The sequence below is a fragment of the Noviherbaspirillum album genome (assembly GCF_035916955.1).
Classification (GTDB): domain Bacteria; phylum Pseudomonadota; class Gammaproteobacteria; order Burkholderiales; family Burkholderiaceae_D; genus Noviherbaspirillum; species Noviherbaspirillum album.
Genome location: NZ_JAWIIV010000034.1, coordinates 30375 through 57041, shown reverse-complemented (window position 1 = coordinate 57041; position 26667 = coordinate 30375). Strand labels below are relative to the sequence as shown.

24 protein-coding genes and 1 pseudogene are annotated in these 26667 nt (G+C 57.9%); 16 read left to right on the top strand and 9 right to left on the bottom strand.

Annotated features, from left to right (window positions below):
- Nucleotides 1-69: 69 nt before the first annotated feature.
- Entirely contained in the window at nt 70-324 is a 255-nt protein-coding gene (locus tag RY831_RS26455; RefSeq protein ID WP_326509372.1) for a hypothetical protein, read from the bottom strand.
- A 635-nt stretch (nt 325-959) separates the two neighbouring features.
- On the opposite strand from RY831_RS26455, the gene RY831_RS26450 reads away from it, so the two are divergent.
- The 3 genes from RY831_RS26450 to RY831_RS26440 all read left to right on the top strand — a co-directional run bounded on the left by RY831_RS26450 (nt 960) and on the right by RY831_RS26440 (nt 4879).
- Nucleotides 960-3020, top strand: a complete 2061-nt coding sequence (locus RY831_RS26450; RefSeq protein WP_326509371.1) for a methyl-accepting chemotaxis protein — start codon at nt 960-962, stop codon at nt 3018-3020.
- Between the two features lie 122 nt (nt 3021-3142).
- Nucleotides 3143-4081, top strand: a complete 939-nt coding sequence (locus RY831_RS26445) for a LysR family transcriptional regulator (protein WP_326509375.1) — start codon at nt 3143-3145, stop codon at nt 4079-4081.
- A 63-nt stretch (nt 4082-4144) separates the two neighbouring features.
- Nucleotides 4145-4879 (top strand): substrate-binding periplasmic protein, encoded by a 735-nt coding sequence (locus tag RY831_RS26440; protein WP_326509370.1) that lies wholly within the window; start codon nt 4145-4147, stop codon nt 4877-4879.
- Between the two features lie 312 nt (nt 4880-5191).
- Here RY831_RS26440 and RY831_RS26435 read toward each other — a convergent pair whose 3' ends face one another.
- Nucleotides 5192-5659 (bottom strand): dienelactone hydrolase family protein, encoded by a 468-nt coding sequence (locus tag RY831_RS26435; RefSeq protein WP_326509369.1) that lies wholly within the window; start codon nt 5657-5659, stop codon nt 5192-5194.
- Between RY831_RS26435 and RY831_RS26430 the strand changes: the two genes are divergently transcribed.
- The gene (locus tag RY831_RS26430) at nt 5654-6031 is read left to right on the top strand and encodes a hypothetical protein (RefSeq protein WP_326509368.1); all 378 of its coding nucleotides are present in this window, start codon (nt 5654-5656) and stop codon (nt 6029-6031) included. The two genes, RY831_RS26435 and RY831_RS26430, sit on opposite strands and share 6 nt — an antisense overlap.
- Before the next feature lie 390 nt (nt 6032-6421).
- Here RY831_RS26430 and RY831_RS26425 read toward each other — a convergent pair whose 3' ends face one another.
- Both RY831_RS26425 and RY831_RS26420 read right to left on the bottom strand, forming a co-directional pair.
- Entirely contained in the window at nt 6422-6592 is a 171-nt protein-coding gene (locus tag RY831_RS26425) for a hypothetical protein (protein ID WP_326509367.1), read from the bottom strand.
- A 128-nt stretch (nt 6593-6720) separates the two neighbouring features.
- Nucleotides 6721-6993, bottom strand: a complete 273-nt coding sequence (locus RY831_RS26420) for a hypothetical protein (RefSeq protein WP_326509366.1) — start codon at nt 6991-6993, stop codon at nt 6721-6723.
- A gap of 494 nt (nt 6994-7487) precedes the next feature.
- Between RY831_RS26420 and RY831_RS26415 the strand changes: the two genes are divergently transcribed.
- Nucleotides 7488-8447 carry a sulfite exporter TauE/SafE family protein gene (locus RY831_RS26415; protein WP_326509365.1) on the top strand — a complete coding sequence of 320 codons (960 nt, stop codon included), beginning with the start codon at nt 7488-7490 and terminating at the stop codon, nt 8445-8447.
- Between the two features lie 169 nt (nt 8448-8616).
- Here RY831_RS26415 and RY831_RS26410 read toward each other — a convergent pair whose 3' ends face one another.
- The 3 genes from RY831_RS26410 to RY831_RS26400 form a co-directional block, all read right to left on the bottom strand.
- The gene (locus tag RY831_RS26410) at nt 8617-9123 is read right to left on the bottom strand and encodes a hypothetical protein (RefSeq protein ID WP_326509364.1); all 507 of its coding nucleotides are present in this window, start codon (nt 9121-9123) and stop codon (nt 8617-8619) included.
- The gene (locus tag RY831_RS26405; protein WP_326509363.1) at nt 9095-9355 is read right to left on the bottom strand and encodes a hypothetical protein; all 261 of its coding nucleotides are present in this window, start codon (nt 9353-9355) and stop codon (nt 9095-9097) included. The genes RY831_RS26410 and RY831_RS26405 overlap by 29 nt, the downstream gene beginning before the upstream one ends.
- Nucleotides 9356-9463: 108 nt before the next feature.
- Entirely contained in the window at nt 9464-10192 is a 729-nt protein-coding gene (locus tag RY831_RS26400) for a Crp/Fnr family transcriptional regulator (protein WP_326509362.1), read from the bottom strand.
- A gap of 683 nt (nt 10193-10875) precedes the next feature.
- Here RY831_RS26400 and RY831_RS26395 point away from each other — a divergent pair.
- From RY831_RS26395 to RY831_RS26375, 5 genes are all read left to right on the top strand, one after another.
- Entirely contained in the window at nt 10876-11742 is an 867-nt protein-coding gene (locus RY831_RS26395) for an STAS domain-containing protein (RefSeq protein ID WP_326509361.1), read from the top strand.
- Nucleotides 11743-11749: 7 nt separating this feature from the next.
- A complete protein-coding gene (locus RY831_RS26390; RefSeq protein WP_326509360.1) occupies nt 11750-12106 on the top strand; it encodes an STAS domain-containing protein in 357 nt (118 codons plus the stop codon).
- A 52-nt stretch (nt 12107-12158) separates the two neighbouring features.
- Nucleotides 12159-12599, top strand: a complete 441-nt coding sequence (locus RY831_RS26385; protein ID WP_326509359.1) for an ATP-binding protein — start codon at nt 12159-12161, stop codon at nt 12597-12599.
- Nucleotides 12584-13609 (top strand): ATP-binding protein, encoded by a 1026-nt coding sequence (locus RY831_RS26380; protein WP_326509358.1) that lies wholly within the window; start codon nt 12584-12586, stop codon nt 13607-13609. Before RY831_RS26385 ends, RY831_RS26380 begins: the two co-directional genes overlap by 16 nt.
- 966 nt (nt 13610-14575) lie before the next feature.
- The gene (locus RY831_RS26375; protein ID WP_326509357.1) at nt 14576-15913 is read left to right on the top strand and encodes an ATP-binding protein; all 1338 of its coding nucleotides are present in this window, start codon (nt 14576-14578) and stop codon (nt 15911-15913) included.
- Nucleotides 15914-16324: 411 nt separating this feature from the next.
- Here RY831_RS26375 and RY831_RS26370 read toward each other — a convergent pair.
- Together RY831_RS26370 and RY831_RS26365 are read right to left on the bottom strand one after the other, a co-directional pair.
- A pseudogene (locus tag RY831_RS26370) lies at nt 16325-16811 on the bottom strand (helix-turn-helix domain-containing protein); the annotation flags it as partial.
- A gap of 316 nt (nt 16812-17127) precedes the next feature.
- Nucleotides 17128-18252, bottom strand: coding sequence for a PepSY-associated TM helix domain-containing protein (locus RY831_RS26365; protein WP_326509356.1), 1125 nt, complete (start codon nt 18250-18252; stop codon nt 17128-17130).
- Nucleotides 18253-18374: 122 nt separating this feature from the next.
- On the opposite strand from RY831_RS26365, the gene RY831_RS26360 reads away from it, so the two are divergent.
- The 6 genes from RY831_RS26360 to RY831_RS26335 all read left to right on the top strand — a co-directional run bounded on the left by RY831_RS26360 (nt 18375) and on the right by RY831_RS26335 (nt 26633).
- Complete coding sequence (locus tag RY831_RS26360) at nt 18375-20468, top strand: TonB-dependent siderophore receptor (RefSeq protein WP_326509355.1); 2094 nt, start codon at nt 18375-18377, stop codon at nt 20466-20468.
- 88 nt (nt 20469-20556) lie between these two features.
- Nucleotides 20557-21729 carry an imelysin family protein gene (locus RY831_RS26355; RefSeq protein WP_437126330.1) on the top strand — a complete coding sequence of 391 codons (1173 nt, stop codon included), beginning with the start codon at nt 20557-20559 and terminating at the stop codon, nt 21727-21729.
- Nucleotides 21730-21737: 8 nt separating this feature from the next.
- Nucleotides 21738-23162 (top strand): di-heme oxidoreductase family protein, encoded by a 1425-nt coding sequence (locus RY831_RS26350; RefSeq protein WP_326509354.1) that lies wholly within the window; start codon nt 21738-21740, stop codon nt 23160-23162.
- Complete coding sequence (locus RY831_RS26345; RefSeq protein WP_326509353.1) at nt 23159-24250, top strand: imelysin family protein; 1092 nt, start codon at nt 23159-23161, stop codon at nt 24248-24250. The genes RY831_RS26350 and RY831_RS26345 overlap by 4 nt, the downstream gene beginning before the upstream one ends.
- Nucleotides 24240-25346: a DUF1513 domain-containing protein gene (locus tag RY831_RS26340; protein ID WP_326509352.1), complete on the top strand. Its 1107-nt coding sequence runs from the start codon at nt 24240-24242 to the stop codon at nt 25344-25346. Before RY831_RS26345 ends, RY831_RS26340 begins: the two co-directional genes overlap by 11 nt.
- 324 nt (nt 25347-25670) lie before the next feature.
- Complete coding sequence (locus RY831_RS26335; protein WP_326509351.1) at nt 25671-26633, top strand: methyltransferase; 963 nt, start codon at nt 25671-25673, stop codon at nt 26631-26633.
- The last annotated feature ends 34 nt before the right edge of the window (nt 26634-26667 follow it).

Below are 26667 nucleotides of genomic sequence, written 5' to 3'. Positions count from 1 at the left end.
AAATTGTCCAACAAAATCTCCACCGCCTTCCTCCCCACCTTCAGAGCTCAGCCCGTACACCAGATCCGACTATAGCTCGGGCATCAACGCAGAGCCGTGATCAGGTGCAGTCTGGGAAGCCGAAGCCTTGATGCCGCATTGGTATTTGTAGCTGAGCACGTCAGCATAGGCGCTGGCCATCGAGCAGGCAGGATTTGGGGTACGGGTACGGATACGGCGCTTTGTCCTACCGTTCAAGCCAAGAAGTGCGGCAAGAAAGTCATGGGCAGTACGCTGGACGTTCCGGGTATAGGACGCCGGCGAGCCGATCGTTATGGTTGTCATGTTTTGCTCCTAACGAATTACAACAGGACCCATTATAAGAACCGGCGCATACAAAACTATTCGCGCAAAATAATAGAGGCTATAAGGTCATTTGAGAAAATGATCGAGCCTCATTCACAAAGCATATATGCCGTGACGCAGCAAAACGCAGCAATGGCGTCGTCCCGCGCTACCGTTGCCCTTAGCGCTTTCATTTGGGCCTTATATGAGAAGGCCCAAATGAAAAAACCCTGCAGGCCGCAAAGCCTACAGGGTGAAATCCGCACTCACAGGAGTTGGAGGAGACAAAGTTCATCCTACCCTCGTTTTCCACATCGCGCTGAGACCTCTCCCGATAAGGCTCATGCCTATTTCCGTATATCGGGGGTTATTGAATTGCGCTCGCATGCGATGCGCAGAGAGGAGTTCAAGGAGTTCAAGGAATTCATAAACGCACGTATATGGTGCGCCTGTGGCTTATAAGCATCCAGCTATAGGTGTAATCATCCTGTAACACACCCGGACGACTTTCGAATTGGCAAGATTGGCCATGCTGGATCGCATAAGAAGAACCGTAGCAGGTGCCAACCGCAGCAGGACCGCTGGTAGACGCCTAGCCGCCTTACCTTGGACCCTCATACCTCACGGAGCATTCTTTGAAGCTGATACGCAAGTTATCCATCAAACAAAAGCTCGTGGTCAGCATGGCATGCTGCCTCCTGCTGTTCATGGCCATCTCGTCCACACTGAGCGTCATCCTGACGGCAAACGGCATCCGGGAACGCGTCATTGCAACGGAGCTGCCAGCAGTGGTCGGCGAGATCCGCAATGACATTCTTCGACAGATTAGTGAGCCGCTGGCCATCTCCCGTTCGATCGCCAACAATACCTATCTACTCGATTGGGAAGCGGGTGGCCTGATCGACGAGGACGCGGCTGGCTGGCAGAAGTACGCAAGTACCCTCAAAGCAAAGACTGGTGCCGCCTCGGTATTCTGGGTCTCTGGTGCGACTGGCAGGTATTTCACGGACGCCGGACTGAACCGGACGCTGGACAAGTCCGCCGCCAGCGACCAGTGGCTGTACGGCTTCCTCTCCAGCGGCAAGCCGTACACGCTCGACATCGACAAGGATGTCGGCGCCGACAAGTACATGTTGTTCATTAATATGCGCGCTGACGCCGGTGCCGACAAGCCGGTAGTGACTGGCCTTGGCCTGTCGGTCGATACCTTGGCCAATACCGTGCGCTCGTATCGCATTGGCGAATCCGGCTATGTCTATCTTCTGCGCGCCAACGGCAGCTATTTGATCCACCGTGATCCTTCCCTTGTCGACGGCAAGCATTTTCTGAAGGATGCGCCCGGCTTCAATTCGGAGTTGAGCGCGAAGCTACTGAGCGGTCAAAAGTTCGTCAACGCCAGCTATGAATCCAAAGGCGGCACGCAGATGGTGGCTGCATCGTTTGTTCCTGAGTTGAATGCCTATGTCGTCGCCGAAGTGCCGGAAGCCGAGGTGCTGGGCAATGTGGCGCAGTCGGCGATGGTGTCGGCGCTGGCAGCCGCGCTGGTCGGTGGCGGTATCGGGCTGCTGGTGATTTTCCTGATCAGCCGTGCGATCGCCGCACCGGTGGCGCGTGCTGCCAGGATGCTTGGCGAGATTGCCGATGGCAATGGTGATCTGACCCGACGCATGGAAGTCGAAAGCGAGGATGAGGTCGGCGCACTGGCGTCTGCATTCAACCGGTTCGTGGCGTCACTTAACCGGACCATCGGTGAGGTAAAGGCAAGCACGGCGACCATTGCAGCGGCCACCAGCGAAATTGTCACCGGCAACATGGATTTGTCTTCCCGGACCGAGGCGCAGGCCTCCAGCCTGGAGGAAACCGCTTCGGCGATGGAGGAACTGACCGCCACCGTGAAACAGAATGCACAAAGTGCCGACCAGTCCAATCAATTGGCCATCGTCGCCTCGGACCAGGCGGTCAAAGGTGGGCAGGTGGTGGGACAGGTGGTGGAAACGATGGGTTCGATCAGGGAAAGTTCGCGCAAGATCGTCGACATTATTGCCGTCATCGATGGCATTGCGTTCCAGACCAATATCCTGGCGCTCAATGCGGCCGTGGAAGCGGCGAGGGCAGGCGAGCAGGGGCGTGGATTTGCGGTCGTGGCCTCCGAGGTGCGCAGCCTGGCTCAGCGCAGCGCCACGGCGGCCAAGGAAATCAAGTCGCTGATCGACGACTCCGTCAGCAAGGTCGAGGTAGGAAGCAAGTTGGTAGACGAAGCCGGTGCGACGATGGGTGACGTGGTCGACTCGGTCAAGCGCGTCACCTCCATCATGAGGGAGATTGCCACCGCCAGCCATGAACAGAGCGACGGTATCGGTCAGGTCAACCTGGCCGTTACCCAGATGGACAATGTGACGCAACAGAATGCCGCACTTGTGGAAGAGGCGGCTGCAGCGGCTAAGTCACTGCAGGACCAGACCGCGAACCTGTCGCGCATTGTCAGCGTCTTCAAGCTGGACGAGAGCGGTGTGGCGCAAGCCACCTTTTCGGCACCTGTCGCCGTACCGGTGATTGCCAAGCCGGAAACGCCTCGCCGGCCCGCGGTTCGCCAAGCCCCGGCTACTCGCCTGGCATCGCCCGAACCAAGGCAAGGCGGCGCACTGGTGAACGGGCGTAAGCCGGTGTCATCGGCCGATGATTGGGAAGAGTTCTAATCCGCCGCATCAGCACCCTAACGCAGGACCGAAGCTCGCTGGCTGCGCGCTGGCGGGCTTTTTTGTGCCCGACTCCTCATATGGCCAAAGCGACCGTTGTCTGATTTTCCATGGAACGACCTATGTCCGCGCTGCCGCAACACCTCGATATTCATCTGATCCGCATCCTGTACATGCTATTGACGGAGAAGAACGTCTCCCGCGTGGCACTGAAACTGAACCAGCCGCAGCCGTCGGTCTCGGCATCGTTACGCAAACTGCGGGACTTGACCGGCGACCCGTTGCTGGTGCGCGGCGCAGGCGGCATGGTACCTACTCAGCATGGCGTGAGCCTGTTGACCCCCGCCAAGCGCATCCTGGACGAAGCGGAGCGTCTTTTTCTGCAGAAGGCAGCGTTTCAACCGGCCAGCGAGGCAAGACATTTCCATATCGCCGCGCCCGATTACCTCGACAGCCAGTTCTTGCCGAGAATCGTGGCAAGTATTCGCCGCGAATCGCCCAAAAGCACGGTAGCCATCCACAACCTCGGGCAGGAGGTCGATTACGTCAAAATGCTATCGGACGGCTCGCTGGATCTTGTGGTCGGCAACTGGTCGGAGCCGCCACAGCATCTGCATATCTCCAAGCTCTTTGATGACGAACTGGCCTGTTTCATGCGCGCGGATTCACCGTTTGCACAGCGCACCACACATGACGAAATGACCCTGGAACAGTACCTGTCATTGCCACACATAGCGCCGTCGCAGATGCAGGCGGGCCGTGAAGGTATCGTCGATACCTTGCTTGCCAAGAAAGGCGTGCAGCGCGACGTTGTCGTCGAATCCGCCTACTTCGGGCTTATCCCGACGCTGCTCACCCATAGCGATTTGGTGCTGACTACTGGGCGCCAGTTCATGCGCGCCTATGAAAAAGCGATGCCGATCAAGGCCTTTTCCCTGCCGCTTGAATTGCCGCCAATGCGCTTCTACCAACTCTGGCATGAACGTGTACACCACGCGCCTGCGCACAAATGGCTGCGCGACCTGGTTGCCGCCGCAACGGCGCAATTGGTGCAGCACTGAAGCCTCATGCGCCCCTCGCCATGTGTTTTTCGAATGCCGCCGGTATCGCGCACAGCAGTTGCGGTGACTTTCAGTTTGTTACAGAGCATGGCCGCTGCGGTCGAGGTGGTGCCCGCCTACAACCCTTATCCGCACGGACCCTTTGTGGGCGAAGACCAGGGGAGCGGACTGGCCTTCGATCTTGTCGCCTATCTGAATCGACACTTCGCCGGCAGGTACGAGTTTCGGCTGCACAATGTGCCTCGGAACCGGCTCAACCGCATGCTGGAGGTTAAGGGCGCCTTCGGTGGTGTCGTGCTATTTCTGAGTCCGAACTTTTGGGTTGACGCCAGAAAGCTGATGTTCCACTGGACACCGCCACTGTTCATCGACCACAACGTCGTTGTATCGCGAACGGAAAGTGATGTCAGGTACGGCAATGGCGAATCGATGAGTGGACTTCATTTCGCCGGGGTGCTGGGACATCGGTATGAGGGGTTCGAAGGCAGGTTCGGAAACGACATTGTGCGCGAGGATGCCAATTCCGAATTGTCGAACCTGAGGAAGGTGGCCGCAGGTCGAGCCGATTTCACTATTCTGCCCAATAGCGTCTACCGTTACCTGCTAATGCGGGCAAGCGCTTCCGGCGAGCCGATCGACGGCCTCCATGCGTCACCCAAGCCGCACTTGCGCTTCGAACGCGCTATCTCAATATGGAAGACGGAAGGGGTGCTTGCCGCAGACTTGAACAGGTTGGTGAAGAAGATGCCCCGCGACCCGGCATGGATGGCCATCATGGAGAAATACAACTTGCGCTAGCCGGAGTGTCAAGCGTCAATCTCCCGATCCATTGTCAGTGAGAATGGTCTTGGGCCGCATGCCCAACGAGGTGTACCAGGCATAGGCCTTGCGGAGTGCGTATTCCGGTACACGTAAGCACCATGTTCAGCGACGTCTTCAGCCGGAGCGTTGAAGATCTTCACCGTTCCGGCTACGTCTTCAATTCAAGCGAATGATTCGCAAAGTCGGCAATGCATCAGAAAGCAGTCGTAGACAATTTTTAGGTGACCGCCTCCAAGCTCCCGTCGCAGCGTCTCGAAGCGTGCAGCTCTGCAAAACAGCACGTCGCTGTCAAAACGCAGCCCCAATACCTTCAAGCCGTCTTCCCGGATGCGCCGGCGCGCATTTGTAACCGTCTCTCGTGGCATGGATGGCGGCTACCTTTGCCGGCGTAATAGGAAGGGGACAGGAAGGATGAGCCATCACCGGCGCGACTATCCATGGGTCGAGCGTCATCGTGAGCGCAAAGTTGCCGGTCACGCACATGCCAACTGCTCCCACGCCTGGGCCGCCAAGTTCATCCATCGCATGACGTCCCAAGGCTCGGAGCCAATCGACGATAGGATTGGAGCGGTGCTCGGCCAAAGCATGGAACTGCCGGCCGATGCACAGCTTGGCAAGTTCCTTCATGCGATCGGTTTCTGTTGTCAGAACGCCGATTACCCCAAACACGTGCGGCATGTACACGGTGAAGCCCCCATTGGCGACCTTACGCGCAAAACGAATTACTTCTGCCGAAACACCAGGCACTTCATGCATGATGATGACCGCCGGGCCCTTACCCTTGCGATAGACGATGTGCTCGCAGCCATCATGGGCAAACAAAAAGCAACGAAGTCAGCTAGCGCCTCGGCGTCCTGTGCGTCGCCAGTTTTCCTGTCATGTTTTATCACACCGGGACGGGGGTTGATGACTGGAGCGAAGTTTCAAAAGCGCATTGACTGTGGCGGCATAGATCACATGGGCAGTCATCTCCCGCACATGGCGCTGCAAGGGATAGCACTTGGGTGGCGCGGCAAGCTCGAGGACTGGGTTGATGATTTCATCCAGGATGATGAAAACTGCAGCGCCATACAGCATCCCGCCCCCTTCCCAACCACCGGCAGACGTTGCCTCAGTAGTATGTCGTAGAGCACGGCGAGGCTCATGGGCACAGCATAATGCACCAGCAATCCCGCCGGGTGCTGATGCGCAGGCGACGGGCCAAGATCTGTTCCGATCGCGTGCGCAGCCTTTGCGGCAAATGCGTGCGCCGGGTCCGTCCCGTCCGGACGCACAGCCTCGGTGCGGCCCCTTGCCTGCTCGTCGACATGGTCGAATGCGAACCAGTCAAAGCGATCCATTATCCATACCACCACTGCGCCTGCACCAGCAGCTTGAACAAGCCTAAGCTTATCCATATCGATCCAGACGTATGCTTGCTGCACGAGGCATACTTTCGTACGAGTCAATGCATGGCGGCGCTAGAGTTCGTAGCATCGCGGTCCAATATGAGCGGCATGCCTTCACTTTCCGTCCCATCTAGGCGGTCATCCAGCGGTTGCATATGCTGCTGCACAGGGTGGGGGCCCGCATGAGGTTCAGAGCCGTGCTGATCGTCAGTACCAGCACCAGATGCGCAGCCATGCCTCGCGCGCGTGCTTGCCAGGGATAATCCTTCTGCTTGCCCGACAAACCCATTAGCTGATTCAACCCCTCATCCTGTACCAAGAACAAGCCCAACCCCATGCCCATGCCATACAGGAAGTCCTGCCCTTGTGCACTCACTGGAAAGCGCTCTCGCGATGCTGCGTACAGAGCTGCAGGGCCAATCCCTAAGCCTAATGAATTGCAACTCCGGCGGGGTACGGTTGTGCCGGGTGCAATGATGTACCCATGAATGTGACAGCCTTTTGGGCTGCCACATGCGCTGGATCAAGCTCTTGTGGACGCACATGATCGATTAGTTGGCGCGCCTGCGGATCCTCCTGCCTGAACAGAAACCAGTCGAGCCGGTCCACGGCCCACACGCCGATTGCGCCTGCAATAGCACTCCTGAATACCATACCCAACGTGCCAGCGTTACCGGTGTCAGGATCGATCATCTGCTGCATGGAAACCTCTCAGATATTGGTAGTGAGAACGGTAATCTCTGCCCGAGACTGCAGACCGGCACCATGTATCTCCGACAACCCCAAACTTCTTGGTTCTTATCGAAAAATGACCGTTTTCACGCCGACTGTCCCCTTCTCTACCGGCGGCTATTGACAAATTGTGTTGGAAAGGCTTAGACGAGACTCGGCCTAGTATCACGGTAAAGGCTGCAGTAGCTAAAGGAGGCAGCCCTGATAGGACACAAAATTGCAAAGCGGGAACGAATCTTTGCTCTCAGCTTTGAAGATTGGGGATGAGTTATCGTTTGTCCATGTAATTTGCGGTGTATTGCGAGTTGGTACCTTTTTGTTTGTATGGACCCATGCACGGAATATAGCCATGTCGTCTATATAGGAAAAAGTAATAATGGATGAAATAAATATTACTTTGTGGTTTTAAACTCCTCGGGTACTGTTCGAACCCAACAGCGCCCATGAGATACGCAAAGGAAAACATGAAGCTTTATCGCAAGCTCTTCACCGAAGCAGAACAGTCACCACCTCTCCCTTTAACCCAGACTTCGGCGGCCATCGCCCAACCGTTGGTGATTCGCCTAGCTATGGGCTTCACCTCTCTGGTGCTGCTGACCCTGACGGTGTTTGTCGTCGGGCGATTCCTGATAACGAATGATTCCAGCAGCGCGCTTTCCCTGATCGATCAGACCTTGTCGGACAAAATGTTTTGGAGTGCTGTGGCAGTCGGCTTTCTGGCTCAGGCCATCGATGGCGCGCTCGGCATGGCGTATGGGGTGACATCCACCACGTTCCTTCTGAGCGCCGGTGCGACGCCTGCCATGGCCAGCGCCAGCGTCCATATTGCCGAGATCTTCACGACCGGTGTATCCGGCTTCTCGCATGCCAAGGTCGGCAACGTCAACAAGAAACTGTTTCTGCGTCTGCTGGTGCCGGGCATGATTGGAGCCGTGCTCGGAGCAGTCCTCATTACCCAGGTTGACGGCAAAGCAATGAAGCCCTTCATTTCTGCCTATCTGCTCATTATGGGCATCTATATCCTCAGCAAAGCATGGCGCAAGATCACGCCGCGCATCGATGAACCCAAGCATGTTGGGAAGCTCGCCCTTTTCGGTGGCTTTGTCGATTCTGCCGGCGGCGGCGGTTGGGGGCCAGTGGTAACCACGTCGCTGGTCGGCTCAGGCAATGACCCACGTACTACGATCGGCTCGGTCAACTTCGCCGAGTTTTTTCTGGCGCTCGCTGGTGCTGCGTCGTTCACCTTAATGGTAGGAACAGGCGTGTGGGTGCTGGTGCTAGGCCTTGTCATCGGCGGCTTGTTTGCCGCACCGTTCGCTGCCATGGTCACGCAACGCTTGAAGACCCGTACTTTGCTACTTTTGGTCGGCACACTGATCAGCGTCGTCAGCATTTTCAACTTGTACAAGGCATTGTTGGCCTAAATCGCAAAACAGCCCGCAAAGATGGCCCTCAAATCAAGGATTTGTCGAGTAGTTGCATACTCCGAATCTTTTTCAGGAAGCCCACTATGATCACTTCTATTGCCCCTGCTTGTACTTGAGCAGAAAGTTTAATTTCCGCAGCCATTCAGACCACAAACAGCCTAGAGCACTATTTTCGGCAAACTAAACAAACTGATTCATTGAACGTTTCATCAAGTACGCTCACCTTCTTTCTGTGTTTGACATATTCGTGCAGGATATGTTTTAGCAGTAGACCTACGCTATTTTGCTGTGAAACGCGAACACACGTTCCGCAGCAATAAAGCCCGAGTACCTTTCGGCTGCTGGTTAAATGCAATTCCAGAGAGTTGAAGAAGACAACCTCAACACAGTGCAACGCAGCATATTTGTTTTCGTTACTTTGGCTTATAAATGATCCTTTCATCGGTCCGCTTCTGGCCAGACCCGGCAGTAGACCGCTTTCTGGCGGTTTGCGGCTACTGGCCACTTTCCGGACGGTGCTAGGGCAGGAAATGCCGGACGCGACCCCAAGCTGCCAGGGCCGCATCCTATAGCTGCCGTTCATCTGCACATTCTGAAAGGCGTGAGCGATCAAGGTGTTTTCATATGAGCTAGACCCAAAGCCGTTATGCCAACGGATTGTCAGGATCTTCATTGACGAGCTTTTCGTATTTGTGCGTCAGTTTAGCGTCGCCAATACGCTCGAACATTTCTTCAGGCGACTCGACCATGCAGATGAGCAACCCATCGCGGTAAAGCGGAAATGGAGGGTATTCCTTGCCCGCTGCCACTACTTCGTTCTCCGGCAAGGCAATGTCCCACCCAGAGGCATCGTTGCGCAGCCAGTAATGCAATGCCTGGAGATGACTCAATGCGACAGGGGACAAAAATCTATCCAAAAAAATCTCGCCTCAAATCTCTTGCTAACAAAACCGAACCGGACTTCACGACATCGTGCCAAGATGTCCAGGGTCGCTTTTTGCGCGCGTTCCTGCTTAACCATAGGGTGCGCCCAGCACCCGCTTGAACTGAGCTCGCACGCAGGTATAGCATTCGCAGGAAAGCGCTTCGAGCTTGGTACGATCCAGAATCTTCATGTGCCCACGGGCATACTGGATGATGCCGTCATCCTGGAACGCGGCAGCGATCAAGCTGATGCTGGGCCGGTGAACACCTAGCATATCAGCCAGAAACTCTTGGGTTAGCGTGAATTCTCGACCCTGCACCCGGTCATGGGTGATGAGCAGCCAGCGCGCCATGCGCGCTTCGAGCATATGCTTGCGATTGCAGGCAGCCGTTTGCGACACTTGCGACAGATAAGCCTGCAGGTAGCACTCGCTGACATGGCGCAGCGGCGTGGGCCCATCGATAGCCTGGAGGTAATCTCTTGCCGTCATGCGCAGGCTGTGGCCTTCAACCTGGCAGATGCAAGTCTCGGTCGCAGCGGACGCCCGCGCCAGTAGTTCTACCGCGTTAAAACCTTCATTGCCTACCGTGCCGACCTCCACCGCTGAGCCATCAGCAAAAAACACCAAGTTCGACAGCGCGGCGTTGGAGGGAAAGTACACATGCGAGATAGGAGCGTTGGGCTCGTGCAGCACCTGCTTGACTTCCAAATGCACCCGATCGAGCTTGGTGCACAACTGGGCGAAGTGCTCATCGCTAAGGTGGGCGAGCATATGGTTGGCGCCTAAGCGCGCCTCGGCAAGCGTGATGGCCATCATGTTTCCTTTGTACGGATACGGCAACAATGGGAGGAAACAAGTCAAAAGCCTAAAGGTTGGCTAGGGAAGCGTCTCGACCTAAGACAGGTCTTAAAAGAAAGATATGCACCCTAAATGAAAATGGTTGCAGATATGTCTACCAAGATGGATCACACCGTAACATACGAACAAGCGCGGCATTTGTCCTATATCTGACATATAGCCAACTATATTTCGTCATTCCTACTTAGCACCTGCTTACGACTATCCCTTACCGACATCCTGAAAGCGTTTCCGAGTTCCTTTCCATCACTCTCATAAATGAGCATGGGCAAGTTAAAGAGACAGGAAACTCTTGCCTGCATGTCGTGTCATGCCACTGACGGGAGCGTCTGCATTTTGCGCGGGAGTTGGTCTGATGTGCACAACTGGCCGCTATAGATTCCTTTCCGGACAGTGTATCGACCTGTTGCTGGCTGTCGCCCTTTGTCAAACCGGACGTTGCCTAGCGACTGACAGAGCCGAAAAATGTATATTCTTCGGTTCAAGGTCACAACCTGTGCCTCTGTTACAATGCGCTGCACCTCACATCCCCGCCTCCTGAAATCCTGACAGTGATTTTATCGGCAGGCCATCTCTTCCCCCACTTCACATCATCGACATGCCCTGCCAACCAGGATCGCATGGAGTACAGGAGCAACCCCATGAGCACCGAGAAAAGTAGTCAATTAGCCAGAATCATTATCGACCATCACGATTCCCTCCTCGAGGGATGGATCACTGGAATGCTTTCGCTCCTGGTGCGACGCGACAAGGCCGCCGAAGAAGCGACGCGTCAGCAAGCGTCTCGCTTCCTTCCACTTCTTGCAGAAACGATCAAGACGGGGCAGATACAGGATATCGAAGCTGCTAACTGGACGGATACCCTGCAGCTGCTGACAGAAATTTCTCAAGCGCGCGTACGCCAAGGGTTCAGTCCCATCGAAACCGCAATGTTCATCTTTTCGCTTAAGGAACCGCTTTTTGCGCATTTGCGTACTGCGTTAGCAAATGATGCCCGCGAACTAGCCGAGCAAACTGCCGTGACAAGCACGCTGTTTGACAAACTCGGCCTGTTCACCATCCAGGTCTATCAAAGCACCCGTGAACAAGTAATCCAGCGTCAGCAACAGGAACTGCTCGAACTATCCACTCCAGTGGTCCAGCTTTGGCAAAACGTCCTTGCTCTACCATTGATTGGCACCCTCGATAGCGCACGTACACAAGTCGTCATGGAAAACTTGCTTCAGAAGATCGTGGATACTGGCGCAGCAATCGCCATCATTGATATTACCGGCGTACCAACAGTGGACACTCTCGTTGCCCAGCATCTTCTCAAAACTGTTGCCGCCGCACGGCTGATGGGCGCTGATTGCATTATTAGCGGAATCCGTCCGCAAATTGCTCAGACCATTGTTCACTTGGGCGTGAACCTTGAAGAAGTTACAACCAAGGCTACTCTAGCCGATGCGTTTGTTGTCGCATTAAAGCGTACTGGATCCACAATCAGCTACGCGCAGAGCGGAAAGTGAGGTTGGCATGGATCGTATTCCCATCCTAAAAATGGGTCGTCTGCTACTTGTGACCATACAGGTAGACATGCACGATCAGTTGGCAATCACATTGCAGGACGACCTTACCGAGCGAATAGTCAAGGATCGTGCGCAAGGAGTGCTAATCGATATCTCGGCGCTGGACATCGTCGACTCGTTTATCGGCCGTATGATCAGTAACACGGCTTCGATGGCGCGAATTCTGGATGCTAGTACCGTGCTCGTTGGCATGCAACCAGCAGTGGCCATTACGCTGGTTGAACTCGGCATGGCCCTTGTCGGTGTCCAGACTGCTCTCAACGTCGAGCAAGGCATTCGCTTGCTTGAGCGCCCTTCAGATTGACGTCCCGCGCGGTTTATCTCCATTCACGTTCGACGTTACAGGAATACTTCTGATGCAGCAACACACGATGACGTCGAGCACCCTAACCGAATCGGACTCCATCACGATGCCCATACGGACTGACGAGGATGTTGTACGCCTACGCAAGGCTGCGCGCGACTACCTGGTCTCCAGCGGGTTCGGCACCGTGGACCAAACCAAAATGATCACCGCAGCAAGCGAACTGGCACGCAATACATTGCGTTATGGCGGTGGTGGCGACGCCTACCTATCGAAAGTGGCCGATGGCAGCCGTCGTGGCGTTTGCATGAGCTTTCATGATGAAGGGCCGGGCATTCCCGATGTCACACTCGCGCTGACGGATGGATACACCACTGGCGGAGGCATGGGACTAGGCCTTAGCGGTTCCAAGCGCCTTGCTGACGAGTTTGAGCTTGATACGGCACCGGGTAAAGGTACCAGGGTAAAGATTGTGAAGTGGAAGGCATTCTGAATAACTCACGCCGACAGGCTGTATATCAGGTGGGTGAGTTGGGAGAAATCTCTGCCGCAAGACGGGCTGGGGTTGATCTAGCACGCCAGCTGGGATTTGACGAAACCAGGAGCGGCAAGCTGGCGCTCATCATCACGGAAGCGGCAACGAACATAGTCAAACATGCTGGTCGCGGAGAAATCATTGTTCGGACGATATCGCACGAATCGGCTTACGGAGTGGAAGTGCTTGCAATTGATTCCGGTCCGGGAATAACCAACCTGACGGAAAGCATGCGCGATGGCACGTCCACCACTGGGACGTATGGCGTCGGGCTAGGCGCCATCAACCGGCTAGCTGACGCCTTCGATCTCCATAGCGTCTCGGGCCGGGGCAGTGTGCTGTGGGCTCAGCTTTGGGCCCGCGCGGACATGCAGTTGAGTACGCAATGGGATATTGGTGCCGTTTGCCTTCCCATAGCGAGCGAGGAAGCATGCGGTGATGACTGGGCAGCCATCAGCAAACCCAACTCGATTACTATCCTAGTGGCTGACGGGCTGGGCCACGGCCCCGATGCCGCACGAGCATCACAGGCCGCTGTCGATGTCCTTCTGCAAAAAGCAGATGTGTGTCCGGCCGTTGTTATCCGAGAAGCACATAGCGCCTTGGCTGGAACCCGCGGTGCAGCGGTCGCCGTGGTCCAGATTGAAGGTTCACTAGAGCAACTGCGATTTAGTGGCATTGGCAACGTTGAAGCATGCATCATTGATGGCGACGTCAGCCAGCATATGATGGCGCACAATGGAATTGTCGGAAGCAACCTGCGCAAAGTCCAGGAATTCACTGTTCCATGGATGACGGACTCAATGCTTGTCATGCATTCTGATGGGCTGGGTACGCGCTGGAATCTCGATAGTTATCCAGGATTATGTGCCTGTCATCCTGCAGTCATTGCCGCTACCCTCTATCGGGACTTTGTACGCCGTCGCGATGATGTCACCGTCTTAGTGATTCGCCGGTCAAGAATGTGAAAGTTTCGCAAACTTAATGATGGTTTATGTCTTGAGCTATACCGTCGGCCCCCTGTTTCACTTGCGATCAGTAAATGATGTCTGGTAAGCCGCGAGTTAGGTTGGCATGGCTGTATCGGTATACGTGCGACCATTTGCAACCGGTGTATAGTACAGACCATCTGATACGGAGCTAAAAAACCTCTGCCAGACGTCGGACCCGAAGCAGTTTCTTGCGTGCCCTGCACAACAGAATCCAGGTACCTAGTCTATATTTCAGAACGTTAGCGCTCGACCCACCGGCCCCCCGACCTCGGGCTGTATCCTATTTTTTGTTTGGAGTCAGCCCTATGTATCGTTCACAGACGACGCGTCCCATTCCATTCAATCTCGGTATCTTTGTAATCCATGCGTCCAATCTCTACATTGCACGCGAGATCTTTGACACTGTTGATACGCTCGAACAAGCCGACACTTCCGAAATCCTGTTTTCCAAATGCGGCCAGAAGATTGAGTGGTTTGTGCTAAGGCCACGACCTGGACTGGCAGCAGATCACTAACGTTATGGTGATCGGTGACGCAATACTTGCCGCAGCGATGCAGGCGGCCATTTCTGCGGGACTTCTTCGGCACCATTCTGGTAAAACTTAAATAGAGGCGAACAAGTCGATCCTGCACGCTATTTTATGCGCCGCTCTTGCGAGTGAACACGCATCGGGCAAAGAGTCGGGTCCAGATACCCTTAACGCTCATTCACAGAAAGGATTGCGCAATTGCTTCTGAGGACAGGCTCGCATTTGAAGATTAAGAAAAATCTCATACATAGCTTGGCACAACCCTACTGCAAAGTCTGAGATTCTAGTAAGCAATGTTATGATGTCTTGGATATTGAAGGCATGATGCCAAGAGAGTCGAATGGCCATTACTAGAAGATCACGCTATCGACTTGTTTTGGCGGACAGCCATCAATTAAAGGAGTGATTGACCTTGGTATTACGCATTTTGACCGTCGCAGTGAAATCCGAGCTCGACGTGCTGGTATCGCGGCAACGGGCTCGGCAGGTCACTGCACTTTGCGGGTTCAATGCACATGATCAGGTACGGATCGCCACAGTTGTCTCTGAATTGGCCCGCAATATCTACAACTATGCAAATTCAGGAAAGATCGAATTTGCGGTCTCTAAAGCAACCACCGCGCAAGACCTGGTGATCCGTGTCGAAGACGAAGGACCGGGAATCGACAATCTGGATGCGATCCTTGAAGGGCGATATCAGTCGAAAACCGGGATGGGCCTCGGTATCATAGGCGCGCGCCGGTTGATGGACCACGTTGACATTACAACGGCCAAGAACGTAGGCACCACGCTGTTACTCAAGCGGGCTCTACCTGCGGACGCGCCAATACTGACGGCAACTATGGTTGGGTCGTTAGGCGCACAATTGGGAACACTGCAAGACAATGTAGCACTGGCCGAGGTAAGGCATCAGAATCTGGAGCTTCTCGATGCTATGGCTGCTCTAAAGCTACAACAGGAAGAACTGCAGGCAGTCACTCAACAACTGCGTGCCACCAATGACACGGTCGTTGCGCTGAACGCTGAGCTTCAAGAAAAGGCCGCTGAACTACAGAAAGCTGATGTCCGAAAAGATGAGTTTCTTGCTATTCTCGCCCACGAATTGAGAAACCCGCTGGCCGCTACCGGCCTGGCAGCCAGCGTACTGGAGGCCACTCCCGTGTCTGCGGAGCGCGCGGCCCAGCTTGGGCAAATCGTTTCGCGCCAGATAGGCCATATGAGCCGGCTTGTGGAAGACTTGCTTGATGTATCGCGGGTTACACGCGGCCTGGTTGCCATCGACAAGCAAGCTGTTGACATGCGCACCATTACAAAAACCGCAGTAGAACAACTCGGGCCGGCCATCAAAGCCAAATCGCATCAGCTTGTACTGTCATTACCCGACGAGGTATGCCTTGTGTCTGGGGACGCAACACGATTGATTCAGGTCGGCACCAACCTGATTGGCAATGCTGCACGGTACACTCCGGACGGCGGTCAGATTTCGGTGGCTCTTCTGACCGCTGACGACACGGTCACTTTCCAGGTGATGGACAATGGCCAGGGTATCGATCCTGACCTGTTGCCGAGGCTGTTTGATTTGTATGTGCAAGCTGAACGGTCCTCGGAGGGCAGGATTGGCGGGCTTGGCATTGGCCTTACTCTTGTAAAGAGCATTGTCGAACTACATGGCGGCACAGTTACCGCAATGAGCAACGGTAAAGGCTTGGGTAGCACGTTTGCTGTCACATACCCGCGTCTAAACACTTAATTATTCTTCCTTTCATTGACGGCTTTTGAGCCCGCTGGGCCTGTGCTTGCCGACCGCTTTTGGCCGGACCCCGCAGTAGATCGATTTCGGGCGGCTGGCGGCGATTGACCGCTTCCCGGCCTGTTGCTAACGGCGGCGCGCTTGCGGGATGCCCTTATCGAGCGACACGTTCTTTGGCGTGCGTGTACTTTGCTTGCGCGCTAAGTTTGTACATCCAATGCCCTCGATTTTTGTGCTTGCGATGATTGCGGCGTCGAAACAGTGATCACCGCGCCGAAACGCTGCTTACCATGCCGGAAATGCCCCTCATCCTACGATGTAGATGTGTGCGTCGACGGAACGGGTGAATACAACTGACCGGAATATGCACGGAGCAAATCAATCGCATTTTCCTTGGTTTCATTGGCATACATCCGGGTGAACAATGCGGGCATGGTCATCGATGGCAATAAACAGCACCTTCCATCCAGCCCCGCGCACCTGCGTCGTACGGTCACCATGGACACGGTGTCCGGGCTGTTCGATGCGCGGGAGCTTTCTGGTGTCGAGGTTGATCAGATCCCCGCAATGAGCATGGTCGTAGCGCACAATCGGTTCAGCCGGTTCCAGGTCCGACAGCCGGGATAAGCCGGGCCAAGCCGGGCCGATTGAGCACCCGGCTCACGGTGGCCCTGGAAAGGCCCAGGTAGTCGGCAATGCGCATCTGGGTCATGCGTTTCTTGCGCAGTTGAATAATGATTAGGGCTGTGGCGGCTGAAATCGAACGCGGGCTCACGTCGGAACGAGAAGAGCGATCGGCCAAGCCGGATGGACCTTCTGCCAGATAGCGTCCCAGCCACTTCCTGACTGTTGCCATGCTCACCCCAAAGCGATCGGCCGCGGCAGTGACAGATAATTCCAATCCCAAGCCATTTCATGACATAAGATCGCGTCTTTTCCCGCCTGGCGGCGTTGCACTCGTCATCCATAGCCCTGCTATGGATTCCTCCCGCGCCTTGCCAGACGAAAAAATCCATCGATCTCATCTGTCATGTCATGACTTGGGATTGGTATAAGCCGTTCGATGTCAGGGACATGACCATTTCCAGTCGACGAACGAAGGTAAGTCGGGCATTCATGTTCATTCGGCTGGGCTCCTTTGAGACGTGTGGGGGTTTGGCGATTCCCAGTGCCTCAAATCCAGTCCGCATGGACACTTACACCCTATTGAAACATCACATCTGGCCGGCCGCACTTTCACGCGCGCGCGCCGGACGCGAAGCGGCAATAGCTTTCGCGCGTAATTTCCTGAACCACAGCCAGCCGCCCGAAATCGACAGGAAGGCGAGGCCGAGCCCCACCAGTAATTGAAGCCACTGTGTGAACAGACCGCCATACATCCCCGTATGAAGCGGGAACAGCCAGCTTTGAATCTGCACCGCGCGATTGGCCTTGAGAGCATTGTCGACGCGAAGTATCTGGCCGTCATGCTTGTCGAACCATATGAAGGATCGGCCGAACTGGTGAATCTCGCCGTTGAGCCGCATGCGTACGCCGACGACGCTGCTGCCCTTCGCGGGTAAGGTAAGCCTGGTGATCTGTCCGTCCGGAAAACTTGCTTGTGCCTGCCTCAGCATCGCGTCGATCGAGGCCGGTTCGGTCGATATCGATGCAGCCTTGGGCGCCGGTTGTCGCGTGCCGCTGCCGGTCGCCTTGATGAGAAGGGGCTCGGTCAACAAGTCGTAAAGCGCAAGCGCGGAACCGGTCAGCGCGGTCAGCACGATCAATGCCGCCGCGAGGGCTCCGCTTACGCGATGGGCGTCGAACCAGACCCGGAATGCTCCCGCTTCCCACTTGATTGAAAAGGCCTGTTTCCACTTCCCGGTGTTCGGCCACCAAAGATAAATCCCGACAAGGCTGATCAATATGGCACCCAGGCCAATCCAGCCCTGTATCTGCTTGCCGGTCTTGCCGGCCAGAAGATGGACATGGAAGTCGATGAGCCATCCTGTGACTGAATCGCTGGGATGCCGTAAGCCCAGGACCTTGCCGGTATGGGGATCGGCGTGCACCCGCATGCCGCTCGGCTGGAACAGGACCTGCGCCGCCTCGTGCGGGGCCAGGGGCATATAGATGAAGGTCGGCGTTTCGCCGGGCAGACGCTCCTTCGCGTTCCGGAGAAACTCGTCAACCTGCAGCGGCTCGCCAGGGCGGGGCGCCACCGTCAAGAGTTCCGGGTTGAAATAGGAATCGATGGCTTTGCTGAAGACGATCGCGCTGCCGGTCAGCCCGCTGCCGAGTAGGAACAGGCCCAGGGCAAGGCCCAGATAACGATGAAGCAGTACTAAGGTCTTTCGCATGGCTGCAGTTGAGGGGAATGGCCGCGCATCAATACCGTGAAACAGGCGCAGGGAATGGCAAGTATAGTATCATCGGGAATGCGAATCAGTTTCATTTACATTTATTTGCCCGAAAGGATGTTATGCAGCCCCGCCTGACCGCGCTTGCCAGCGCATTTTCTCTCGCCTTTACCGCCTCGAATGCATTTTCCCAGACGACCGACACGGCGGCGGAGAAGGAGCTCGGGACGGTGACCGTCTCGGCGGAGAGAAATGGAAGCTACAAAAGCAACAGCGTGCAGGTGGGAACGTTTCGGGATGTTGCGCCGCTGGACGTGCCGCAGACCAGCAATGTCGTCACGCGGGAGGTTCTCGATGCCCAGGCGGCAACGAACCTGTTCGGGGCGCTGCGCAACACGGCGGGCGTGACGCGTTCGCAGCTCAACGGCTCTACCTATGACAATATCGCCATCCGCGGCATCCTTGTCGAAAACCGTGGCAACTACCGGCTCAATGGCAGCCTGCCTGTCATCAACCTGGTCGATATTCCGCTGGAAAACAAGGAGCGGGTCGAAGTGCTGAAGGGCGCCTCCTCCCTGTACTATGGCTTTGTGCCGCCCTCCGGCATCGTCAACATGGTCACCAAGCGCGCGGCCAAAGACCCGGTTACCAGTTTCGCGGTGACGGCCAACCAGTATGGCGGCGCGTCGGCGCATGCCGATATCGGCCGCCGCTTCGGCGAGCAGGAGCAGTTCGGCGCGCGAATCAATCTGGTTACCGGACGCGAGGACATCGGGGTCGACCGATACTCGGGCGACCGCCAGCTGGCTTCTGCCGCGCTCGACTGGAAAGCGACGCGTGACCTGTCGTTCAAGCTCGATCTCGAGCATTACCGCAAGAAGGTTTCGGAACAGGCGGCCATCGCGCTGTTGCCCGCATCCGGCGGCACGATTGCCTTGCCCCAGGTGCCTGACGCGAAACGCAATCTGGCGGGCGAGTGGCAGAAGTACGATGCCCAGGCGACTAATGTGCTCCTGCGTACCGACTATCGCCTTGGCGACAACTGGAGCGTGCTGCTGGAAGGCGGGAACGCAAAGACCGAGCGTGACCGCAACTTCTCCCAGTTCCAGAATTACAGCCTGACCACGGGTGCCGGCACCCTGCGCACCTTCTTCAATCGCGGCCAGGAATGGGAGAACACGAACTATCGCGCCGAACTGCTCGGGGTGCTGCCGGGGGCGCGCATGTCGCACGAACTCACCTTTGGCTTCACACGCAATGACAGGGATGCCGTGTCCATCTCCAACGGGACCTTCGACACCCCGCAGAACCTGTACAACCCGATCGACATCGCGCAGCGCTTCCCGACGGCGGCACCGGTAGCCGCTCCTTCGGCCATCAAGGACCGCGGCTGGTATGCGCAGGATCGCATCTCGTTCGGCGAACAGTGGCAGCTGACTGCCGGCGTACGCTCAAGCCGCTATGAAAGCACGACATCGACCACCCGCTACAGCGCGGATGAAATCAATCCCTCGGCAGCGTTGATGTACAAGCCAGTTTCCAATGTTTCCGTCTATGCCAGCTATATCGAAGGCGTGGAGGAAAGCGGCCAGGCCCCGGCAAACCGCGCGAACGCGGGCGAGCTGCTGGCCCCTGCGGTCGCCAAGCAGAAGGAGATTGGCGTCAAGGCCGAGGTCGCGCAGGGCGTGCTTCTCCAGGCCGCTTACTTCGACATCGAGCGTCCATCGACCAATATCGATGCGGCAAACCGTTTCGTACTGAATGGCCTGGCCGAATACAAGGGTGTCGAGCTGGCTGCCTCCGGCGAAATTTCTAAGCAGCTCTCGCTGATCGCATCGGCCCTGTTCATGGATGCGGAACAACGGAATGCGGCCAATGCCGCTACCTTTGGCAAGACGCCCGAAAACACGCCGCGCCGGACGGGCAGCCTGTTCGCCGAATACCGGCTTGCGCAGGTCCCGGGGCTCGCACTGAGCGGCGGCGTGTTCTACGTCGGCGAGCGCCCCGTCAACAACGCGAACCAGGCCTTCATCGGCGGCTACACGACGTATTCCCTCGGTGCCCGTTACACGACCAAACTCGCCGGCAGGCGAACGACGTTCCAGGCCGTGCTGGACAATGTCACCGACAAGAATTACTGGAGCACCGCCGGCAACGGCTTCATTGGCGTGGGCAGTCCGAGAACCTTGAAGGTGGCTGCCAAGGTCGACTTCTGAGGCATCCATGCCGGGCGGTCCTGTCGATCTTCCGGTCCGAATCTCACTACGCACCATTATCCCGTCCACCAAGATATTGAATTCCGAAATGAAAAACACATTCGCCGCATTTGCATTGAGCATGTCCTTTGCACTATCGAGTCCGCTGGTGATGGCTCAAACCGCACCGCCGACCCCGAGTGTCCAGCGCGTCGTCGCGCACTACGCCACGCTTGTACACGCAAACTACTCGGATGCCGTTTCCGCGGCCCGGCGCATGGACAAGGCCATCGGCGAATTCCTGGGCGCCCCGTCTGCGGATTCACTCGCGAAGGCGCGGAAGGCGTGGCTGGACGCGCGTGAAGTGTATGGTCAGACGGAGGCCTTCCGCTTTTACGGCGGTCCCATCGATGACGACAAGGGCCCGGAAGGACGCCTCAATGCGTGGCCGATGGACGAGTCCTATGTGGACGCCGTCGAAGGCAACGACAAGGCCGGCATCGTCAACAACCGAAAGCATGCGATCACCAAGAAATCGCTCGCTGCGCTGAACGAACGCGACGGCGAGGAAAACATTGCAACCGGCTGGCACGCCATCGAATTCATGCTCTGGGGCCAGGACCTTTCCGAGAACGGTCCCGGCAACCGGTCGTTCGAGGATTTCGTGGACGGCAAGAAAGCCAATGCGGATCGCCGCCGCCAGTATCTGAAGGTCACGAGCGCGCTGCTCGTCGATGATCTGCAGACAATGGTGAAGGCATGGGCGCCGGGCCAGGCATCGAACTATCGCGCCCGATTCGAAAAGGGAGGGCAGGAATCCCTGCGCAAGATGTTCGTGGGGCTGGGTTCCCTGTCGCGCGGCGAGCTGGCCGGCGAGCGGCTGGAAGTGGCGCTGTCGAGCCAGGATCAGGAAGACGAGCACAGCTGTTTTTCCGACAATACCCATCGCGACGCCGTCGCCAATGCAAAGGGAATCGAAAACGTCTGGCTCGGTGAATACAAGCGGCCGGATGGCGAGGTCCTGAAAGGCCCGGGGCTGCAGGCGCTGGTCGCGGCCCGGGACGCCGGCCTGGGTGACAAGACGACTCGCCAGATTCGTGCCTCGGTGGAAGCGGCCGAGGGCATACAGGCACCGTTCGACCGCGAAATCATTGGCGGAAAGGACGCGCCGGGCAGGAAGCGCGTGCAGAAAACCATCGACAGCCTGGTCGAACAGTCGCGCAACCTGGTGGAAGCCGCCAATGCCGTCGGCATCAAGCGCCTGACCCTGGTGCAGCCGTGATCAGGCGAATGACCCTGCTTGTCGGAGTGGCGCTAGCCGCGGCCGGCGGGGCCGTGCTGCATGCCGCCGTCCCCGGCGACGGCAATGCGCCGCAGGACGAACTGACGGGCGGAGCGACGACAGTCCATGCGGACGGACGCAATGCCTTCTCCTTCCCGGCTGCCAACCTCAGCGATGAGGAGCGCACCCGATTTGTCATCGGCAATTCCTTCTTTCGCCGCAACTGGGTGCAGTCGCCCGCCTCCACCACCGCGCGCGACGGCCTTGGCCCCCATTTCATCGCCCGCTCGTGCGGCGGCTGTCATGTCCAGGATGGAAGGGCCGCGCCGCCGTCGTTCCGCAAGGGGCTGAGCGACGAGCAGCCGGTCGGTTTGCTGCTGCGCCTGTCGGTTCCCGGCAAGGAAAAGTTCGGCTTTCCAAAACCTGAACCCGTCTACGGCGACCAGTTTGCCAATCATGCGGTCCAGGGCGTCAAGCCGGAAGGACAAATCGTGATGCGCTGGGAGGAAGTCAGCGGACGCTTTGCGGACGGTACGCGCTATACCCTGCAAAAGCCGATATACGGATTCCGCAAGCTGGCCTACGGCCCCATGTCCAGGGATGTGATGGTCAGCCCTCGCATTGCGCCGCAACTGATCGGCGTCGGACTGCTGGAAGCCATTCCGGAACAGGAGATCCTGAACAACGCCGCGTTGCAGGCGGCATCGCCGGGTCCCATCAAGGGCATTCCCAACCGCGTCTACGACGCTTTCGCCGAACGCGAGATGATCGGGCGCTTCGGATGGAAAGCCAATGCCGCCACCCTGGCACACCAGACAGCATCGGCCTTCCTCGGCGACATCGGTATCACGTCTGCAAGATTCAGCCGCGAGGCATGCACCGACGCGCAGAAGGATTGTCTCGCGGCCAGGAACGGCAACGATCCCGACACCAAGGTGGAAATCGACGATGAAACCCTGGGCAACGTCATTTTTTACCAGGCTACCCTCGCTCCGCCCGCGCGTCGTTTCATGAATGACAGCCGCGTTGAGCAGGGCAGGCAGCTGTTCATGCAGGCGCAATGCGCGACCTGCCACCGGCCAAGCTATACGACGGCGCAAGGTCCGTTTCCCAAACTTACAAGCAAGGCGCTGCAAGGGCAGACAATCTGGCCTTACACCGATCTTCTGTTGCATGACATGGGCGACGGGCTGGCCGACGGGCGCCCGGATCACGCGGCAAGCGGCAAGCAATGGCGCACGCCGCCGCTATGGGGCGTCGGGCTGATCAAGGATGTCAACGGCCATACCCGCCTGCTGCACGACGGGCGGGCCGACGGCATCCTGGAAGCCATACTTTGGCATGGCGGCGAAGCGGAGGGCAGCAAGCAGCGGGTGCTGCAGATGAACCAGGCCGAACGGGCAGCGCTCGTAAAATTCGTGGAGTCCCTATGACTGATCCTTTGCGGCGCTCCGCGCTGAAATGGGCGGCAGCCGCCCTGCTTGTGTCGCTGGGGGGACCGGCTGCGGCACAATCCTTGAGCCGCGATGTTGCAGTACCTTTCTACAAGCCGGAAGATGTCATGACCGGGCTCTATCGGCACTGGGCGCAGCCGCGTGCAGTGGCCTTCGCTGACACCGCGCAGAAGCTGCACCTCGCACTGGAGAGGATTTGCGCGCCCGCGCAAGGCGGGGCTTCCGCTGGCCTCGCGGCAGCGAGAAGCGCCTGGAAGGCTGCGGTGGCGGACTGGGAGCGGCTATCCGCCGTACCGTTCGGGCCGCTGATCGAGCGCCGCTCGGTGCGTGCCATCGACTTTACGCCACCGCGGCCGCCACTGATCGAACGCGCGATCAAGCAGGCGCCGCGCGGCGCGGCAGCCATGGAACGCATCGGTACGCCGGCCAAAGGCTTTCCGGCGCTCGAGTGGCTGCTGTGGGAAAAGCCTGTCGAGAGAGGCAGCCAGGCGTGCGCCTATGCCGCGGAAGTGGCGGCCGACATCACGCGCGAAGCCGAGGCCCTGAAGGCGGCGTTTGCCGGAGCCGACCCCGGCGCCTGGGACGCCGAACAGACTGCAGCGGCGTTCACCGAATTCGTCAATCAATGGGTCGGTTCCATGGAACGCCTGCGCTGGCAGGAAATCGAGCGGCCGGTGCGCGAGGCCAAGTCCGCCTCTCGCAGTGCGGCGCGCTTCCCGCGCCAGGCCAGCGGGGCGACGGCGTCGAGTTGGGAAACGCATTGGAAGGCATTGCAGGATCTCGCGGTGTTCAGGGAGCAGGAAGGGGAGCAGGAAGCGCCGCAACCCGGCCGTGCCCTCATTCCGGTGGAGCTGTATCTTCGCGGCCGCGGCCAGGCCGCCCTGGCGCAGCGATGGAAGGACGCTATCGGCCAGGCGGGCTCTGCCATGCATGGACTCACCCCGGAAAAGCGTGGACAACTGCTCCCGGCAGCCAAGAGCCTGGCTGTCGTCAAGCGCCTGGCCGAGGAAGACATCGCGCCCGCGCTCAATGTCAGCATCGGTTTCTCGGACGCAGATGGCGATTGAATCAAAAGCCGCCCCACCAGGCCGCAGTCACATTCGCAATCCCGGCCGCCGGCGCTTCGTTATTGCGTCGCTGCTCACCTGCGTGACTCCGGCATGTAGCGCGCCGAAACAGGCATCCACGCCGAGGTTTGCCGCCGCGTGGAATGACCGGGACGGCCACCGGGTCGGCCTGCTGGCGCAGCGCGCCGATGGAATGCTGCCGACGGCAAGTATCGAAGTGCCTACGCGCGCGCACGGCTTGCTCGCGGAGGCGGGAGGCAGTCTGCTGGCTGTCGCGCGGCGGCCTGGCGACTGGATGTTGCGCTGGCATCCCGGACGAAGTGCGCCGCACTGGGTCTGGGCCGAACCGGATCGGGCCTTTAACGGACATGTCGTTTCCTCGGCCGACGGCAAGCGATTGTTTACGACCGAAACCGACCTGGAAACGGGGCAGGGGCTCATTGGCGTGTGGGATGCGCGCTCGCTCGAGAAAGTGGATGAGTGGCCCACCCATGGCATCGATGCCCACATGATGCTGATGGAAGGCGATACGCTGCTGGTGGCGAACGGCGGCGTGCCCACTCAGCCGGAGACGGGGCGAATCAAGCGTAACCTGCATGCCATGGATTCGTCCCTGGTCCGGCTTCATGCAGGCAGCGGCGCGTTGGTGGGTCAATGGCGACTTGCCGACCGGCGCCTGAGTCTGCGTCATATGGCGCGCAGCGGTGCGCGCGTAGGCATCGCCATGCAAGCCGAGCATGATGCCGGCGCCGACCGGGATGCGGCCCCGGTTCTGGCGGTATTCGAAAGAGACCGGCTGCTTGTGCCGGATGCGCCTCCCGTGCCAGGGGCGGCGGGATACGCTGGCGACATTGCGGCCTGGAACGGCGGCTTTGCGCTCAGTGCGCCGCGCGCCAATGCCGTATTGCACTGGAGGCCCGACGCGGGATGGTCGCCGCCGATAAGCTTGCAGGAGGCCTGTCCCATCCTTTCGGCTGGCGGTCGTGATCTCTGGGCCGGCGGCAGCGCGGCGGCGCTCGGCGCGGCAGCGGATCCGCATGTACGCCTGAAACTCCCGGCAAAATTGCGGCTGGATAACCACTGGGTTCTCGTATAAGAAAACCCGGTGCCGCGGCTGCGTGTCTGAGGCCGATTGGCTTTCGGCTGGCTTTCTCATGTGGCCGTCGCCGCTCCGTCACCATCATCGGCATCAACACGTGGCGCCTCAATGGGCGTCCATCCATTGGGACTTCAATCAAAGCCCACGGGCTTTGCAGGAATGCGTCACCGCGCTGGCTCTCCAGAACTTTCTCATTTCAGGATGATCCTTAATCTAAGCTCATAAACAATTGGCTGCCTGCAAGTGCCGGAGAGAATGGTTCCATCTCATCGCGGCCATTCCCGGACGCATTCAAACAACTCAAAGGCTGGCATCGACCCTATGCACACTTCATCGTTACCCGCAACCGGCACCGAATCGGACGCCGCCCTGGTTGACCTCGGCCACTTCCTGAAAAACGAGGGATATCGCTTTACAACGGTTTCGCCGTTGACGCATTCCCGCGTGAACGCCAGAAAGGGAAACGAACTCGCGCTGAACCTCGAAGGCATCTTCGGCTGGAGCCGTCCATTCGAATTGTCTGCGGTCTCGGAAAACCTGGTCAGGCACATGCGGGATGCCGGCGTCATTGTCCAGGAAGGCAATCGGTACCGCAGCCTCGTACGCGCGTCCACCCTGGGCGACCAGCTCTTTTTTCATTCAGCTTATCCCACGGAAGAAGTCGATGCCATCTTCTTCGGACCGGACACCTACCGGTTCGTGAATGCGATCGAACAAGTCCTTCCCGACCTTTGCCTGCCGGTCAATCGCGCTGTCGACATCGGTTGCGGCGGCGGGCCCGGCGCGATCTCGATTGCCCGTCTTTGCCCATCGGCGGAAGTGCTGGCTGTCGACATCAATCACAAGGCGATCCGTTTCACGCAAATCAATAGCATGCTTGCCGGCACCGCAGGAGTGCATGCGCTGTATAGCGACTTGCTGAACGATGTCGAAGGCAGCTTCGATCTCGTCGTGGCCAATCCCCCTTACCTGATCGATTCCGACCGGCGCACCTACCGGCATGGCGCCGGCAGCTTGGGTGAAGGATTGTCGCTGGCGATCGTGGACAGTGCGATGAAACGCTTGAGTCCCGGCGGAAGCCTCCTGCTCTATACCGGGGTCGCGGTCGTGAATGGCGCCGATCAATTCCGGTCGGCGATCGAACGGAAGTTTCGGGATTCGAAAATGCAGTGGCAGTACAAGGAGATCGACCCCGATATTTTCGGCGAAGAACTGCTGCACGAACCCTATACTCATGCCGACCGCATCGCCGCGGTGGTGTTGGTCGCGAAGCAGGAGGAGTGATGCTGCCCGGGACAGGCAGGCATGCCCGCCTGTC

Coding starts and splice junctions, on each gene's coding strand:
- RY831_RS26385 (WP_326509359.1), top strand. CDS start 12,159: ATGCAGCAACACACGATGACGTCGAGCACCCTAACCGAATCGGACTCC.
- RY831_RS26395 (WP_326509361.1), top strand. CDS start 10,876: ATGAGCACCGAGAAAAGTAGTCAATTAGCCAGAATCATTATCGACCAT.
- RY831_RS26435 (WP_326509369.1), bottom strand. CDS start 5,659: ATGCATGAAGTGCCTGGTGTTTCGGCAGAAGTAATTCGTTTTGCGCGT.
- RY831_RS26415 (WP_326509365.1), top strand. CDS start 7,488: ATGAAGCTTTATCGCAAGCTCTTCACCGAAGCAGAACAGTCACCACCT.
- RY831_RS26360 (WP_326509355.1), top strand. CDS start 18,375: ATGCAGCCCCGCCTGACCGCGCTTGCCAGCGCATTTTCTCTCGCCTTT.
- RY831_RS26350 (WP_326509354.1), top strand. CDS start 21,738: ATGACCCTGCTTGTCGGAGTGGCGCTAGCCGCGGCCGGCGGGGCCGTG.
- RY831_RS26340 (WP_326509352.1), top strand. CDS start 24,240: ATGGCGATTGAATCAAAAGCCGCCCCACCAGGCCGCAGTCACATTCGC.
- RY831_RS26445 (WP_326509375.1), top strand. CDS start 3,143: ATGTCCGCGCTGCCGCAACACCTCGATATTCATCTGATCCGCATCCTG.
- RY831_RS26345 (WP_326509353.1), top strand. CDS start 23,159: ATGACTGATCCTTTGCGGCGCTCCGCGCTGAAATGGGCGGCAGCCGCC.
- RY831_RS26455 (WP_326509372.1), bottom strand. CDS start 324: ATGACAACCATAACGATCGGCTCGCCGGCGTCCTATACCCGGAACGTC.
- RY831_RS26400 (WP_326509362.1), bottom strand. CDS start 10,192: ATGATGGCCATCACGCTTGCCGAGGCGCGCTTAGGCGCCAACCATATG.
- RY831_RS26365 (WP_326509356.1), bottom strand. CDS start 18,252: ATGCGAAAGACCTTAGTACTGCTTCATCGTTATCTGGGCCTTGCCCTG.
- RY831_RS26410 (WP_326509364.1), bottom strand. CDS start 9,123: ATGAAGATCCTGACAATCCGTTGGCATAACGGCTTTGGGTCTAGCTCA.
- RY831_RS26430 (WP_326509368.1), top strand. CDS start 5,654: ATGCATGATGATGACCGCCGGGCCCTTACCCTTGCGATAGACGATGTG.
- RY831_RS26355 (WP_437126330.1), top strand. CDS start 20,557: ATGAAAAACACATTCGCCGCATTTGCATTGAGCATGTCCTTTGCACTA.
- RY831_RS26335 (WP_326509351.1), top strand. CDS start 25,671: ATGCACACTTCATCGTTACCCGCAACCGGCACCGAATCGGACGCCGCC.
- RY831_RS26420 (WP_326509366.1), bottom strand. CDS start 6,993: ATGCAGCAGATGATCGATCCTGACACCGGTAACGCTGGCACGTTGGGT.
- RY831_RS26390 (WP_326509360.1), top strand. CDS start 11,750: ATGGATCGTATTCCCATCCTAAAAATGGGTCGTCTGCTACTTGTGACC.